Here is a 13443-nt window from a genome sequence, read left to right on the forward strand (position 1 = left end):
GTCGGCCGACGTTATGCGGCTCTGGTCAGGCCCGGTTGTGGTGGCTGGGCCTGGGCCGCGGCGACGGCCGCGTCAGCCATGGCCTGGGCGCCACGGACTTTGCGGTTCTTCAGCCAGGTCGCGAGCCGGCTCGGGCCGACCCGGCGCAGACCAGCCGGGGTCTGGTAGCCGGTCAACAGGACAAGTGCCGCCTTGGAGGCGGCGTGGTCGAAGGTGCGTTCCAGGGCGGGGAAGTACTGCAGTAGCTGTGCTCGCATCCGGTTGATGGCGCGGGTGCGGTCGGCGGCGAGGTCGTAGCGGCGGGTGGTGAGGATTTTCAGGTCCACCGCGATCTCGTCCCATTCCTGCAAGGGTTGCAGGTCCCGGCGCATCCGTGCCTGGCCGGCGATGACGTAGGCGTCCTTCACGTCGGTCTTGCCGTCTCCGCGGTAGCCACGGGAGGCGTGGCGGACGGTGCGGCCGGGAATGCAGAGCAGCCGCTGACCATGGCTGGTCAGGAGAGCGATCAGCAGAGCCCCGCCGCCGGCGTTCAGGTCGACGGGCCAGGTCACCGGGCTGTCCTCGGTCAGTGCGAGGACATCGCCTATCAGCTCCAGGAGGTCAGGCTCGCTGTTGGGAACCCGGCGCGAGAACACCTTCGTCCCGTCCGTGTCGATCACCGTGCGGTGATGCGCGGCCTTGCCGGCGTCCGTCCCTGCCCAGAGCTCGGGCACCCGAGCCTCCCTCGTCGATCGGTTGACTGGTCCCTGCAGACGACCACGCCGACGTGTCCTTACGAAGCGATCTCTGTTCGCTCATCCCCATGAGTGGCCGTGTCGTCGCGGGGCACTGGGCGGCCAATCAGTCAAAGCCACAACCACGGCATGAGCGCTCCAAAGCCGCACCCAGGCCCCTGGGTCTCCCGAAGAAGACGGTTGGCAGTTGGTCGAGACGACTGAGCCGACCCACTAGCGTATTGACGTGCACATCCTCGATGACCCCTGTTTGTCGCCCCGCGTCGCGACTCTCCTGGCGCGGGCACGGCGCGGCTCCGAGATGCCCGCTGACCGCATACGTGCACTGGCCCGCGCGGAGACTTCCGACGGGAACGAGGCAGCGGTGCCGCCTGGGGCCATCGAGGCGATGATTCGTTTCGAGGAACGCTACGGCGGCCTGTGGTATCCGCTCCTCGGCCCTAACGGCATGGAACACGGCCTGGACGGCGAGGCCACCGTCTACCTCGACATCGACATCGACGGCTGGACCTTTCCAGGCATCCTCGATGGTGACCAGACCTGGCGGGTCGACGTCCTCCCGGACGGGCGCACCGCCATGACGCTCGCGGGACGTCCCCGGATCATCAACAGCAGCGTCCTTCAGCGTTTGGAGGCCCACGCCCAGTTGTCACAGGTCCGAGACTGGCCCCATGTGGCCTTCGCCGTTGCCACCGAACCCGGCCAGGAGCCGACGGTCGCCGAAGCCGGCCTCCCTGCCCTCGACGTCGAGGCGACCGGGCCCGCCGACAGGTGGTGGGTCGGCAGCGAGACCGCGATTCATCTGAAGCTTCACGAGTGGTGGGGCGAAGAAGACATTTGGCTCGCGCGCTGCTTCGCGGAGCGGGCCGAGAACCTGGCGACCAGGGTCGATGCGCTACGGCACGCGGTGACGGGTGGCGTGTGGCGGAACGAGGACTGGTGCGGGCTGTGTGCCCACGTCAGGAAGCCGGCGCAAGCCTGCCTTCCCGACGCGGGGAAGCAGAGCAGCCGACCCCGGAGAAGCAGCCCTCACCAAGGGGGCGGGTTGACCGCTGAACGGCATTAGTTCCGCAAGGAGTTACGGCTCCAGGCGGCACAGCGGTTCGCCCAGGGTCAGGCGAGTTCGCTGATCGCCGAGGACCTGCGGGTCAGCGTCCGCTCGGTGCGACGGCGGCGGCAGATGGGGACGAGGGCGGTCCGCGGGCTCTGCGGTCGCAGAGGCCGGCGTCACTGCCGAGGCTGGGCGAGAAGCAGTTCGTCCGGCTGGAGGCAGAGCCGGCCAAGGGGCCGGCCGCGCACGGCCGGGAGGACCAACGCCGGACCCTGAGCCGCGTGAAGGCGGTGACCGGTCGGCGCTTCCACCTCACCTACACGATCCAGGGCGTGCGCAAGCTGCTGGTGCGCAACGGCTGGTCCTGCCGGGTCCCGGCCCGACGCGCCATCGAGCGGGACGACGAGGCGGTGGCCGGGTGGGTCAAGGAGGTGTGGCCGCGCGCGGAGGACTCGCGGCGGCCCGTGGAGCCCGGCTCGTCTCGAGGACGAAGCCGGATTCTCCATGACGCCGCCGCAGGCGAAGACCTGGTCACGGCATGGCCGGAACACCTCGTCCAGCAAATCCGACGCGGCCTACGGCACATTCAATACCACAGCGACCTCGCAGACGGCTGCCTCACCGAGACCGCCCTGACCATCAGACCCACCTAAGCAACCCAGCGACATCACAAGTTCAAACCTCAGCACCCGCCAACGCGTTCCTATTTCATCTATTGCACATTTAACTGAACAGGAGACCTGTTGCGGGCACCTGTGCGCAGACGTACGTTCGAAGTGTAGCGCCAGGTCTCTTCCCTTGAGCTGACCGACATTGTTGGGGTCAACGGCGCCCTGAAGTCAAGGAGAGAACTTCGAGCACACGAAAACACTTTCCTCGTGATGTAAATCTCGAAGAGGCGACACCATGTTCTTCTACAACTACAGCACCAGGACGGCTGCAACCGGGAAAATCGACGCTTCCGGCGACTTCATTCACTTGCAGACATTCCCTGTCAACCAATTTGGGAAGTGGTCGCAAATCGCATCTCTAGGCTGCGGCGTGCTTTTCTTCTACAACGACGAGGGGGCAACCGTACTATCGGCATCGGGCAGGGTGGACGGTGCCGGCGGCTACACTCACCTCAAGGACTACGCAGCCAATCAGTTCGGGAAGTCCTTCCGTATCGTGCCACTTGGCGGGGGTCGCGCATTCTTCTACAGCACCACAGGTGCTGCCAAAGTCGGCAAATTTGACACAAGTGGAAATTACACGAACCTGAAGGACTACCCAGCCGGGACGTTTGGGCAATGGACGAGCATCGTCCCCTTCGACACGGGTGAAGTATTTTTCTACAATGCAGATTTTTCCGATGAGACCGGGACACAGGCCGCTATCGGTAAATTCGACTCGTCCGGCACTTTCTCCCAGACCACGAGTTTCCCGGTCAATCAATTCGGAAAGTGGTCGAGCATTACGGCCCTCGCGGGTCGTTGGGCTCTCTTCCAGTACAGCGATGGCGTGTCGTTCCCGCAGGCGACTGGACAATTCACTGCCGCAGGCACTTTCAATCACAAGAAGAACGTCGCGCTGGGGCGATTCTGGGACGCCATCCCTATCTACGACGGCAGCCAGCTCTTCCTCTACAGCAGCGCCGGCAGCGATGCCGGAGCCTTCGTGAAAGCTGCATCTGGACGAATGGATGCCGCAGGCGACATCAAGCAGCGGGATCTCGGCCCCTCATTCGATCGATGGAGCCACATCGTCGCTTGATAGGGCCAGATCGTCGAGAGGCGTCAGAACCAGCTGTGGATAGCGGCGCAACACGGTCGAGCGGTGCATCAACGTCTCCGCCTGTATGAAGGCCTGGAAGATCCTCCGCGGCTGCCGCCTCAAGGGAGACGGTGTCCACCACGCAATGCTCCGCGTCGCCCGCATGCGCAACCTTGCCCTCGACGGATAGGCAAGAGCCGCACCGCGACCTACCCCGCGGTGTCTCCGCGGTCATTTACGGGACAACCCTTAGTAGCGCTTCGTTGCGTTGGGTGATATTGCCTGGTGGTGGGGATCTTCTGGTCATGAGGTTGGGGGAGGTGGAACGGCTCCGGGGTGAGTTGGCGGGGTTCGTCGCCGATGTGTTCGCCTCGCTTCCGCGGCGGGATCAGCGGCGGTGGGGCGGGGGTTATCTGCGGGGCCTGATGCTGGACGGCCGGCGCAAGTCGGTCCAGCCGATGGCCGAGCGGCTGCCGGAGGGGAGCATGCAGGCTCTGCAGCAGTTCGTGAACCAGTCGCCGTGGGATCCGCTGCCGGTGCGGCGGCGGATCGCCGAGCGACTGTCCGAGGCGGCCAGCCCGGAGGTGTGGGTGATCGACGACGTGTCGTTCCCCAAGTGCGGCACCGCTTCGGTCGGGGTGGCCCTGCAGTACTGCGGAGCGCTCGGGAAACGGGCGAACTGCCAGGTCGCGGTCAGCGTCCATGCCGCCACCGACACGGCCTCGTGTCCGCTGGAGTGGCAGTTGTATCTGCCGCGGGAGTGGACGGACGATCCGGACCGCTGCCGCAGGTCCGGAGTGCCGGACGATGCCGCTGCCCATCGGGAGAAGCGGCGCCTGGCTCTCAGCCTGCTGGACACGCTCACCGGCTGGAAACTGGAAGCACCGGTGGTGGTCGCCGACGCCGGTTACGGCGTCAGCACCCCGTTCCGGATCGGCCTGGAGGAACGCAGACTGTCCTATGTCCTCGGCCGGACCTGGCGCGGCTGGCACCACCACGTCACCCTCGTCACCGCCGCCCAGGCCTTCCTCACCCTGCGGCGCCTCGACCCCAAAGCCCACACGCCGGCCTCACCCTCTACCAGGTCCTCGACACCCTCCAGGACCTGCTGCGGTGCTGGACCGGCACCTGCACCACCTGCGGCCGGCCCCTGCCCCGCAACAGAACCCGACGAAGAACCTAACCGAAGCACCACTAGCTGCCGAAGGCCGCGAGGGCCAGGCGCTGGGCCACCGCGGGGACGCCGTCGACGGGGCCGGAGGTGCCCACGGCGTAGACCGCGCGCACGCTGAGGTCCCTGGAGGCGAAGACACCGCTGCGGTATCCCGGGTCCGACCCCGTCTTGCCCCACAGGAGCGAGCCGTCCGGGAGGGGTGTCGACATCAGCCCCACGCTGAAGCAGGCGGTGCCTTTGTCCGGGCCGGTGTTGCAGTGGGAGCCGTCCGCGTAGGGCAGCGGTTTGCTGTCGGTGCCCTTCGGTATCGCGAAGAGTTCGGCGGTCTGCGCCGGGCGGAGCAGCCGGCCGTCGAACAGTCCGGTGATGAACCGGTCCAGGTCCGCCGTGGTCGACGTCATGCTCGCGGGCAACCCACCCTGCACATTGACGTCGACCAGCTCGCCGCTGCTCCTCGGCAGGTAGCCCGGAAGATACGGCCGCGGCACGGCCGTGCTGCGGTTCGGCACCGCGGCACGGGTGTCCCGCATCTTCAGCGGCTTCAGGATGCGGGTGGTCACCTCGTACTGGTAGGAGTGACCGGTGATCTCCTCGATGAGCTTCCCGGCGATCCGGTAGCCGAAGGAGTTGTACTCCTGGCGCGTGCCCGGGCTGAAGTGCGGTCCCGGGCCCGGCCGGCCCTCGGGGCGGAGCGTCTCCCCGATCACCTCGTCGAAGGTGACGTAGTCCAGCCGACCCTCGATCTCCGCGTCCGGCGTGGAGGCCGGCGCGCCCTCCAGGTCGTGCGGCAGCCCGCTGGTGTGGTCGAGCAGCTGCCGGACGCTGATGCGCTCCTTGAACCGGTCCTCCGGCAACAAGCCGGGCAGGTAGTGCTGGACGCTCTCCTCCAGGTCGACACGGCCCTCGGCGGACAGCTGAAGGAGGATCACCGCCGCCATGGGCTTGGTGACACTCCCGATCCTGAAGTGCGCGCGCGGCGAGACGTCCCGACCGGAGACAACGTCCCCGGCCGCTCCCCGCCACGCCTCCCCCTTCTTGTGCACCTCCGCGACGGTGCCCGCGGCGCCGTCGCTCGGGCGCGGAGCGATGGCCGCGAGCAACCTTGCTCGGTTCAATTCCGGAGCGGGCTCGGCGGTGGCGGCCTGGGCGGGCGCGATGACACCGAGCGCCAGCGCGGCTGCGGTCACGACAAGGATCGAGGAACGGTTCATGGGACGACTCCACGTCTCGAAGCGGTGATCAAGTTCACTTCGATTCTGTTCGTCCGGCGGGCTCGCGACGCTGGGGATCACCCCGGCCCACCCCTGAATCCACCCTGACTCGGAGTCAGGGGAAAGCGGGGAGGTGAGGGTGGGGCTGGGGGTGAGTTGATCTACGGGGTGCCCCACACCTCTCGCCTACGGCTGTTTCCTGCTCTCCAGCCAGACCCTGACTTCACGTCGGAACTCCCGGTCCGCGTCCTTCCCGGCGAGTCGCTCCAGTTCCCGCTCCAACTCGCGCAGGACCCCTGGAGAGCCGGCGGGATCGCGCACCGCGTACACGCCCGCACCCGCTTCGTACGTGTCGGCCAGAAGCCAGACGCTGTTGTCCAGGGCCAGCATGGCGAAGCCGGGGTGGCCTGCGCGGATGCCGAGGAACGTCGCCGCGCCGGCCCCCATGACGTCCCACCGTTCCAGCAGGCGGACCCGGTGCCAGACGTGCATCGTGCGTCGCTTGCGGTCTTCCTCGGCGGTCCAGGTTCCCCTGGGCAGCATGAGGAGGAACTCGCGGTTCTCGTCGATCAGGCCGGAGGACGTGGCAAGGTCGTACCAGGCCTCGTTCAGCCGCTGCACGAATCGCGGGGTCTTGTACCGGACCATGCGGCCGCCGAAGACCCGCTCTCGTTCGTACCCCAGGACGTGCGGGATCGCCGAGCTCGGAACGGCGTCGGGTATCACCTCGAGCCCGGCTCTCAGCAGAGGTCTGAGTACCTTGCGATACCTCTCCTGCCGCCCCAACCCTCTACCTCCTCGCCCATGGCCTGTTCGGCTTGATCGTGCCGCACCCGCCTCGGGCCAGGATCAGCCGGACACGCTGTGTGAGCAACTCCTTTTCACGGACCGCTCTCCGGCAGCCCTCGACTGCTGGGCTAGCGTCTGCTTGTCTCGCACGAACGGCCCAGGGGGGCATCACTATGGCTGTACTCACGAAGCGACGGATACGGGCAAGCGCGGCGCTGGTTGCCGGGGCCCTCGCCACTTCCGGCTGCTCGGCTGCGCAGGAGCGCCGAAGCACGGCCTCTCCTACGGTGGCCGCATCCTCCAGCGAACCCGGACCGGCGCTGAACGCCGAGCAACTGAAGGCTCTCGCTTTCAAGGACGGCGAGGTGCCGGGAAGTTCACCACCACGGTCACGGTGGAGCAGGCTCCCGCCGTGGGCGACGAGGCGCTCAGCTTCCATCTGGCCTCGCACCTGGGAGACGGAGGCGGCCTACGCGACGAGCACCACGTCTTCGTACGGACCGGCACCATCACAGCGAGCTTCCAGGAGCTCGACGTCGGGCGGAAAGCGGGGTTTCCCCTCGAACTGGTCAAGAAGCAGGTCGACCGGCTGAGTAGTGCCCAGCGCAGCTGACCTCCACGACCACCATCTCGTTTCGATCGACCCACCGAGCTCCACGAACGACAGGTGTCTTTGATGCTCACGACAGAGTCCGAGGAAGCCCGCATCGACGATTCGAGCAACGTCTTGGTCGCGCCTTTGGACTTGCACGACAACGAATCAGTCAGGGATTTCTTCGGAGCCGTGATCACACCGGCCGACCTTGATTCGGATTCGTCCGACCTCGCGGAGAAGGCCGTCTACCTGTGCGGTGACGTCTCCGGAACCCGTACTCACCGCCGGCTGCAGGCGGCTGGCCGCGTGTTCATCGTCCGGGAGTTGTCACACGGCTACCACGATGACAACGATGAGGACGCTGACCGGCCTTGGCCCCTCGTCGGCCTCGGCCGGGTTCCGGTGCGGGTACACGGCGTCGGCGTGTACTACCGCCGATTCTTCGACCTCGGTGCCGACGACTTCGGACGGATCCGCGAAGAGCACGCGTTCCAGTCTCTGACGGAATCCACCAAGCCCGGGACAGCCCACCGCAGCGGAATCTACCTGACGCCCGTCGCACGACACGGCGACGAACTCCACTTCCGCTTGCTTCGATGCTCCACGAACCTGTCAGGACCCACCGAGGGCTTCCGCCCGACCGATACACGCATCGTCGAGGCACTCAACCACGAGGCCGCTGCCGTCTTCCGGAACCAGGCGCCGCTGAACCACGTCCTCGCCCAGATCTACCACAACACCCTCGCCACGGCAGAGCGCAAGCAGTCCAAGGCCAAGATCTCAGCCCACGCCGACAAGACCAAGGACATGCCCGCCCACGGCGTGATGGCCTTCTGCACCTTCTACGACGGGGTCGAGGCACTGCAGCCCATGGCCGACGATGCCTTCGACTACGGGGTGAAGGGGGTCAGCGGGCTCACCAGACTCCGCTTTCGCCTCAAGGGTTCGGCGGCCGCAGAGCACGACGGTGTCGCACTCCCCCCTCATTTCACCTTGACCCTCTATCCCGGCTCCGTTTTCTTCATGCCCCTCTCCACCAACCGCCTGTACACGCACGAGATCCGACCCTCAGCGCTGGACGCCGCCCTACTCCCGACCCGCCTCGGATACGTGGTGCGCTGCTCGAAAGCCGAAGCCGTCCACAAGGACGGCGCCACATTTCTCAAATCAGCAGGAAGTTTGGTGAAGTTGGGGCCACCCACACCGGAAGGCATGGACGACCTGCGCAGGCTGTACGCCGAGGAGAACAGGTCATCGTCGTTCATTGATTACGGCGACGAGCTCCTCTTCAGCATGAACACGGGAGACTACGTTGCCCCACGAGTCTGAGATCTCGGCCCACGTCATCTCGCGCACGTTGCCGATCGGGGACGACTTGTTCGCCGAGTTGTCCGCGTCGGTTCGCATGGAGGACGTAGGGAAAGGGCGGCGAGGTTCCGTACTGACCAAGGTCGACGACGGGGGTGGGGTGCCTCTCGTACGTACCACCACTCGATACGGCAGCCCGGCACAGCGTTTCCGGGCGGTGCACGACCGGTTGGCACAACAGATTCAAGAATGTGCGGCGCTTTCGGTCATCTTCAACAACGCACTCATCGAGACGTACACGAACGATTACAAGAGGATGGGCAGCCATTCGGACCAGGCCCTCGATCTGGCCGATGATTCCTTCATCGCCGTCTTCTCCTGTTATCAGCACCCCGAAGCGAGCCGGTCGAGGAAGTTGGTCTTCGAGTCAAAAGGGTCCGAGGTCGAGAAGTTCGAGATCCCTCTCGCCGACAACAGTGTCGTCGCGTTCTCCGTCGACTCGAATCGTCGGTTCAGGCACAAGATCGTGCTGGACGCACCCACTCCGACCACTGACGGCGGCCAATGGCTGGGGGTGACCTTTCGAACCTCAAAGACCTTGGTGAGGTTTCGCGAGGGAACCGCACACCTCCCGCAGGGTGGGGAACTCACGGCGGCCGACGATGAACAGAGGCGCGAGTTCTACCGACTACGGCGTCGCGAGAACCACGAAACGGACTTCTTCTACCCTCCGCTGACCTACACCATCAGTGAAAGTGATCTGGTGCCGCCCGAGTGACCGGGGCTGGGGAAGGTCCGCGTGCCCCGTCACGGAGTGGGCCGGCTACCAAGGGCGGGCGTCAGGCGTGGGCAGCGGACGCAGCTTCGGCCAGCGGACGAGCAGGCGGTCGGCGAGGGCGGAGCTGAGGCGGCCGACGGCGTGGAGGTGGTCGTGGTCGCGGGTCATGTCGGCGACCACGCCCAGGCGGTGGACCAGGCGCTCACGGGCGGAGACGTAGCCCCACGTGAAGTCCTCGGCGGGCACCCGGCCGAGTTGGTCGACCGTCCCGCGGTGGGCCCGTTCGACGAGCGCGTCGCCCTGGATCAGCCAGCCCGCGCACGCGTCGGCGAGGTCGCCCGGCACGTCCTTCCCGGTGAGGCCGCGCCAGGTGGTCCGGTAGACGTCCTCGACCTCCGCGAGCGGGGCCGCGGTGACCGACATGGCACACCAGCAGGTGGGGAAGCCGATGCGGAAGTAGGCGAGTTCGATCAGGCCGTTGCCGAGCGAGGCCCGCTCGAAGTCGACGAAGCGGACGCCGTCCGCGGTACGCAGGTCGTTGCCGGGGCACGGGTCGCCGTGCAGCAGCGCATGGTGCGGGGTGGGGTCCAACCGCTCCAGGAGACAGGCGAGTTCATCCGGAACCGCGGACGGTACGGGCACGTCGATCGCCCTGGCGAGGGTGAGGAAGGACTCCACGTCGGTGGCCGTGGGCCCTGACGAGACCGGCAGTGCGCCGGCGTCGGCGGGCCCGGTCAGGGCGTGCAGCCGCGCCAGCGACTCGGCGTACGCCGGCATCCAGTCGTCCGTCCTGCCGAGGTCCTCCAGATACTCAAGGACCATCACCCGCGAGGACTCGTCCGTGGCGAGTACGGCGGGGGCCACTCCCGGCCTGGGGGCCCGTCCCGCCAGGCGCAGCCCGGCCACCTCCCGCGCGAATCGCGTGTTCGCGTCGGCGCCCGCGTCCCCGCCGTCGGTGATCTGCTTGACGATCACCACCCGTCGGTCCGCCAGCCGCACGCGCCACACCCTCGACCGCGGACTGCTGTCGAGGAGTTTTGCCTGCTTGGGGGTTCCCACGGTGGAGAGCAGCACTTCATTGAACGGAGCATGGTTCAGCATGCCGCCGAGCGTATCCGCAGCTTCGCACGCGCGAGCGAGCCCCCTGGGCGGCGATCTCGTGGCCACGACGGTCCCTGTGCGGGAGGACCTCGTCACACCAGCCACGGTGGGAACTCACGTGATTCACACCGCGGCCGGTATGCATGCGCCCTTCCGAGGGTGGCGGTCCCCCGCTCGGTCACCCTCGGAAGGATCGCGGGTGATCACGCGCTGAGTAACCCGGAGATCAGTTGCGCGACAGCACCTGGCTCCAAGGCGTTGCGCTACCGGTACACACGTAATGCGAAAAGCCGAAGTAGACGTTCGACGTCGAGTCGGTGGAGAGACTGCCGCTCGGGATCCCGCCGGTGTTCCACCAACCGTTGTCGTACGTGTAGAGGGTCGCGTTGACCGGCAGGTTGTTCACGTACGAGCTGATGCCGTTCCAAGGGTAGGTCAGGCCGTATTTTTCAAGCAGCCAGCAATCGCTCCTGTTTGCCGTCTCGAGCGCCATCGTTCGGAACTGCGTGCTGCGGTAGAGGCACAGCTGGTTGGAGTCGCACCCTCCCACCGCTGCGGCGGATGTCGCGTCGGCGAGAGCAGTTCCCGCCAAGGTGGCGAGAAGTGCTGTGATGGTCGCACCGATGCGCTTGATCTGCATGGCCTTCTTCCTGCATCGGGGGCCCGGCACGGATACCGGGTAGCCCTGTGGTCGATGAGTCCGGCTCTGCGTGATCAGCCTTTCCAGGGTGTGCACCTGCAGATAATCGGGCTCGTCCGTCTCCGTGACGCAGTCGTCAGGACGATCCGGGAGGCAGCAAGCAGCCCGGGACAGCTGCGCGTTGGGCGGAGGCGGGGCAGGGGCAGGGACAGGAGCAGCGGCAGCGGCAGCGGCAGCGGCAGCGGCAGCGGCAGCGAAACGGTCCGACCCGTGGCAGCGGTCCCGGCGGCAGGCAGCAGGCGGCAGTTCGTGGACAAGAGACGACGCACGCAGCAGTGCGAGGAGAGGGGTACGGGCGCCGTGAGCGTGGAGGCTTCGCTGGAGTGGTGCGATCTTGACGACAAGGCGATCGGGGTCAGTCGTGCGCTCGTCGCCGACGCGGTGGAGCAGGCGGGTGGCGGGCACTCCGGTGCGGCGACGGCGCTTGCGCCCGTTGCGGCAGTGGGGTTCGTCGACGCCGTCGCATCCGGAGTACGGGCGGACGCCTGGTGTCGAGATGACGACCGGGCCGCTGGGGCAGGGTTTGGCCACGGCGGTCGGGATGGTGATGGCGTCGCGGAAGCGGCGTGGGCTGTTCGATGCGGATGCGCCGGTCGGCCGGTCGGTGTTCGACCACACCGTGTGGGTGGTCGCGTCGGGTGGTGATCTTCGGGAGGGGGTGACCGGGGAGGCGTCCTCGCTCGCGGGTCATCAGCGGCGGGGGAACCTCGTCGTGGTCTACGACGACAACCACATCTCCACCGAGGGCGACACCGACTCGGCGTTCGGTGAGGACGTCCTCGCCCGGTACGAGGCCTACGGCTGGCACACGCAGCGGGTCAGGGACGTCAACGACGTTGCAGCGCTGTACGGCGCGCTGAGTGCGGCGCGTGAGAAAAGCGGTCGGCCTTCGATCATCGCGGTCGAGTCCGTCATCGCCTGGCCGGCGCCGAATGCCCGGGGTACCGCGAAGGCGCACGGCGGGCCGCTGGGATCCGAGGAGGTGGCGGCGGCGAAGAGGCTGCTCGGGCTCCCTGAGGACCGGACGTTCCACATCCCCGACGACGTGGTCCGTCACATGCGTCGGCGCGCCGAGCGGCAGCGGGAGGCGCGGGCGGAGTGGGACGTGCGGTACGAGAAGTGGCGGGCCGGTCACCCGGAGGCGGCCAGGGGCGGGTACGTGCTCGTCGAGTCGTCCGCCGCGACGCCCCGGGGCATTCTGATCGGCACCGGGTCGGAGGTGCAGCTCGCGGTACGGGCCGCCGGAGCGCTCGAAGCGGAGGGGGTCGCGACCCGCGTGGTGTCGATGCCCTGCGGGGAGTGGTTCGCCGAGCAGGATCCTGCCTACCGCCGCCACGTCCTTCCGCCGCAGGTCGCGGCACGGGTTTCGGTGGAGGCCGGGATCGCTCTCGGGCGGCGTGAGTTCGTCGGCGGGTACGGGGAGATCGTCGCCCTGTCGGACTACGGCGCCAGCGCGCCGTACGAAGTCCTGTACGAGAAGTTCGGCCTCACCGTGGACCGGGGCGTGGACGCCGCCCGGACCAGCCTCACGAGAGCCGAGGCGGTGCACGTCGGGTCCTGAGCGGCCGCGGCGGATCGGGGGAACCGCCACCGCGGATCCACCACTACCCCCCGCCCCTACGGCACGCAGGAGCGGCTGACGCTCAACACCTCGTCGACCGTCAAGTTCATCGCCGTCAACCCGGGACACCGGGTCGGCCTGCACCGGCACGCCCGACGCGACGAATGGTGGACGGTCCTGGACGGCCCGCTCGACGTGCGGGTCGGCGACCGGGCGTGGACGGCCGCCGCCGGCGAGCGGATCTGGATCCCGCGCGGTCTCCCCCGTCGCGTCACAACCCGGACCGCACGCCGCGCACCTTCCTCGAACGGTCCCTCGGCTTCTTCGACGAAGCGGACATCGAGCGCCCGGAGGACGGCTGCCGCCCGCTCGCGTCCGCCGACCGCTGACCTTCCCGGTCGGCCACCACGTCACGCAGCTCGCCGATCCGCGGCAGACCGCTCAGCGCGGCGTCGACGGGCAGGCCGAAGTCGACGAGGCACGCGATCTCGTCGACGCCCGCTTCCCGCGCCCGCTCCACGACGGGAAGGACGTCGGACACCGCTCCGAGCAGGCCGTCCGAGGTGAGGTAGCGCCGGTATGCGTCGTCGACCGCCGCCGGCGCATACGTCGACCTGGCCCTGGTCCGGGCCCGCTCCGCCGACCCGAGATCCTCGCCGAGGCAGGTGTGGAGCATCAGGACGACGTGC

12 protein-coding genes and 4 pseudogenes are annotated in these 13443 nt (G+C 67.5%); 10 read left to right on the plus strand and 6 right to left on the minus strand.

Features of this window, described 5'->3' with window-relative positions:
- Positions 1-11 precede the first annotated feature (11 nt).
- Positions 12-713 carry an IS110 family transposase gene (locus tag ACIQFX_RS31105; protein ID WP_402470148.1) on the minus strand — a complete coding sequence of 234 codons (702 nt, stop codon included), beginning with the start codon at positions 711-713 and terminating at the stop codon, positions 12-14.
- Positions 714-960: 247 nt separating this feature from the next.
- Between ACIQFX_RS31105 and ACIQFX_RS31110 the strand changes: the two genes are divergently transcribed.
- The 5 genes and pseudogenes from ACIQFX_RS31110 to ACIQFX_RS31130 form a co-directional block, all read left to right on the plus strand.
- Positions 961-1800, plus strand: a complete 840-nt coding sequence (locus tag ACIQFX_RS31110) for a hypothetical protein (protein ID WP_402470150.1) — start codon at positions 961-963, stop codon at positions 1798-1800.
- A 266-nt stretch (positions 1801-2066) separates the two neighbouring features.
- Positions 2067-2438, plus strand: a complete 372-nt coding sequence (locus ACIQFX_RS31115) for a winged helix-turn-helix domain-containing protein (protein WP_402470152.1) — start codon at positions 2067-2069, stop codon at positions 2436-2438.
- Positions 2439-2691: 253 nt separating this feature from the next.
- A complete protein-coding gene (locus ACIQFX_RS31120) occupies positions 2692-3537 on the plus strand; it encodes a hypothetical protein (RefSeq protein ID WP_402470153.1) in 846 nt (281 codons plus the stop codon).
- Positions 3538-3610: 73 nt separating this feature from the next.
- Positions 3611-3727, plus strand: a pseudogene (locus ACIQFX_RS31125) (IS5/IS1182 family transposase); the annotation flags it as partial.
- Positions 3728-3842: 115 nt separating this feature from the next.
- Positions 3843-4646 (plus strand): annotated as a pseudogene (locus tag ACIQFX_RS31130) (IS701 family transposase); the annotation flags it as partial.
- A gap of 85 nt (positions 4647-4731) precedes the next feature.
- On the opposite strand, the gene ACIQFX_RS31135 reads toward ACIQFX_RS31130, so the two are convergent.
- Both ACIQFX_RS31135 and ACIQFX_RS31140 read right to left on the minus strand, forming a co-directional pair.
- Positions 4732-5922 (minus strand): serine hydrolase domain-containing protein, encoded by a 1191-nt coding sequence (locus ACIQFX_RS31135; protein WP_402470155.1) that lies wholly within the window; start codon positions 5920-5922, stop codon positions 4732-4734.
- 186 nt (positions 5923-6108) lie between these two features.
- A complete protein-coding gene (locus ACIQFX_RS31140; protein WP_402470157.1) occupies positions 6109-6648 on the minus strand; it encodes a hypothetical protein in 540 nt (179 codons plus the stop codon).
- Positions 6649-7105: 457 nt separating this feature from the next.
- Between ACIQFX_RS31140 and ACIQFX_RS31145 the strand changes: the two genes are divergently transcribed.
- From ACIQFX_RS31145 to ACIQFX_RS31155, 3 genes are all read left to right on the plus strand, one after another.
- On the plus strand, positions 7106-7324 hold the full coding sequence (locus ACIQFX_RS31145; RefSeq protein ID WP_402470159.1) for a hypothetical protein: 219 nt from the start codon (positions 7106-7108) through the stop codon (positions 7322-7324).
- A gap of 63 nt (positions 7325-7387) precedes the next feature.
- Positions 7388-8635, plus strand: a complete 1248-nt coding sequence (locus tag ACIQFX_RS31150) for a hypothetical protein (protein WP_402470161.1) — start codon at positions 7388-7390, stop codon at positions 8633-8635.
- Positions 8619-9392 (plus strand): alpha-ketoglutarate-dependent dioxygenase AlkB, encoded by a 774-nt coding sequence (locus tag ACIQFX_RS31155; protein WP_402470162.1) that lies wholly within the window; start codon positions 8619-8621, stop codon positions 9390-9392. The genes ACIQFX_RS31150 and ACIQFX_RS31155 overlap by 17 nt, the downstream gene beginning before the upstream one ends.
- Before the next feature lie 45 nt (positions 9393-9437).
- On the opposite strand, the gene ACIQFX_RS31160 is transcribed toward ACIQFX_RS31155, so the two are convergent.
- Positions 9438-10493: a phosphotransferase family protein gene (locus tag ACIQFX_RS31160; RefSeq protein WP_402470164.1), complete on the minus strand. Its 1056-nt coding sequence runs from the start codon at positions 10491-10493 to the stop codon at positions 9438-9440.
- A gap of 226 nt (positions 10494-10719) precedes the next feature.
- The gene (locus ACIQFX_RS31165) at positions 10720-11133 is read right to left on the minus strand and encodes a peptidase inhibitor family I36 protein (protein WP_402470165.1); all 414 of its coding nucleotides are present in this window, start codon (positions 11131-11133) and stop codon (positions 10720-10722) included.
- A 360-nt stretch (positions 11134-11493) separates the two neighbouring features.
- Here ACIQFX_RS31165 and ACIQFX_RS31170 point away from each other — a divergent pair.
- Positions 11494-12754 (plus strand): annotated as a pseudogene (locus ACIQFX_RS31170) (transketolase-like TK C-terminal-containing protein).
- A 48-nt stretch (positions 12755-12802) separates the two neighbouring features.
- Positions 12803-13009 (plus strand): annotated as a pseudogene (locus tag ACIQFX_RS31175) (cupin domain-containing protein); the annotation flags it as partial.
- Between the two features lie 16 nt (positions 13010-13025).
- On the opposite strand, the gene ACIQFX_RS31180 reads toward ACIQFX_RS31175, so the two are convergent.
- Positions 13026-13430, minus strand: coding sequence for a hypothetical protein (locus ACIQFX_RS31180; RefSeq protein ID WP_402470342.1), 405 nt, complete (start codon positions 13428-13430; stop codon positions 13026-13028).
- Positions 13431-13443 lie beyond the last annotated feature (13 nt).

The organism is Streptomyces sp. NPDC093089 (assembly GCF_044754405.1).
In the GTDB taxonomy this organism is placed as follows: Bacteria; Actinomycetota; Actinomycetes; order Streptomycetales; family Streptomycetaceae; genus Streptomyces.

Coding starts and splice junctions, on each gene's coding strand:
- ACIQFX_RS31120 (WP_402470153.1), top strand. CDS start 2,692: ATGTTCTTCTACAACTACAGCACCAGGACGGCTGCAACCGGGAAAATC.
- ACIQFX_RS31135 (WP_402470155.1), bottom strand. CDS start 5,922: ATGAACCGTTCCTCGATCCTTGTCGTGACCGCAGCCGCGCTGGCGCTC.
- ACIQFX_RS31150 (WP_402470161.1), top strand. CDS start 7,388: ATGCTCACGACAGAGTCCGAGGAAGCCCGCATCGACGATTCGAGCAAC.
- ACIQFX_RS31160 (WP_402470164.1), bottom strand. CDS start 10,493: ATGCTGAACCATGCTCCGTTCAATGAAGTGCTGCTCTCCACCGTGGGA.
- ACIQFX_RS31165 (WP_402470165.1), bottom strand. CDS start 11,133: ATGCAGATCAAGCGCATCGGTGCGACCATCACAGCACTTCTCGCCACC.
- ACIQFX_RS31180 (WP_402470342.1), bottom strand. CDS start 13,430: ATGCTCCACACCTGCCTCGGCGAGGATCTCGGGTCGGCGGAGCGGGCC.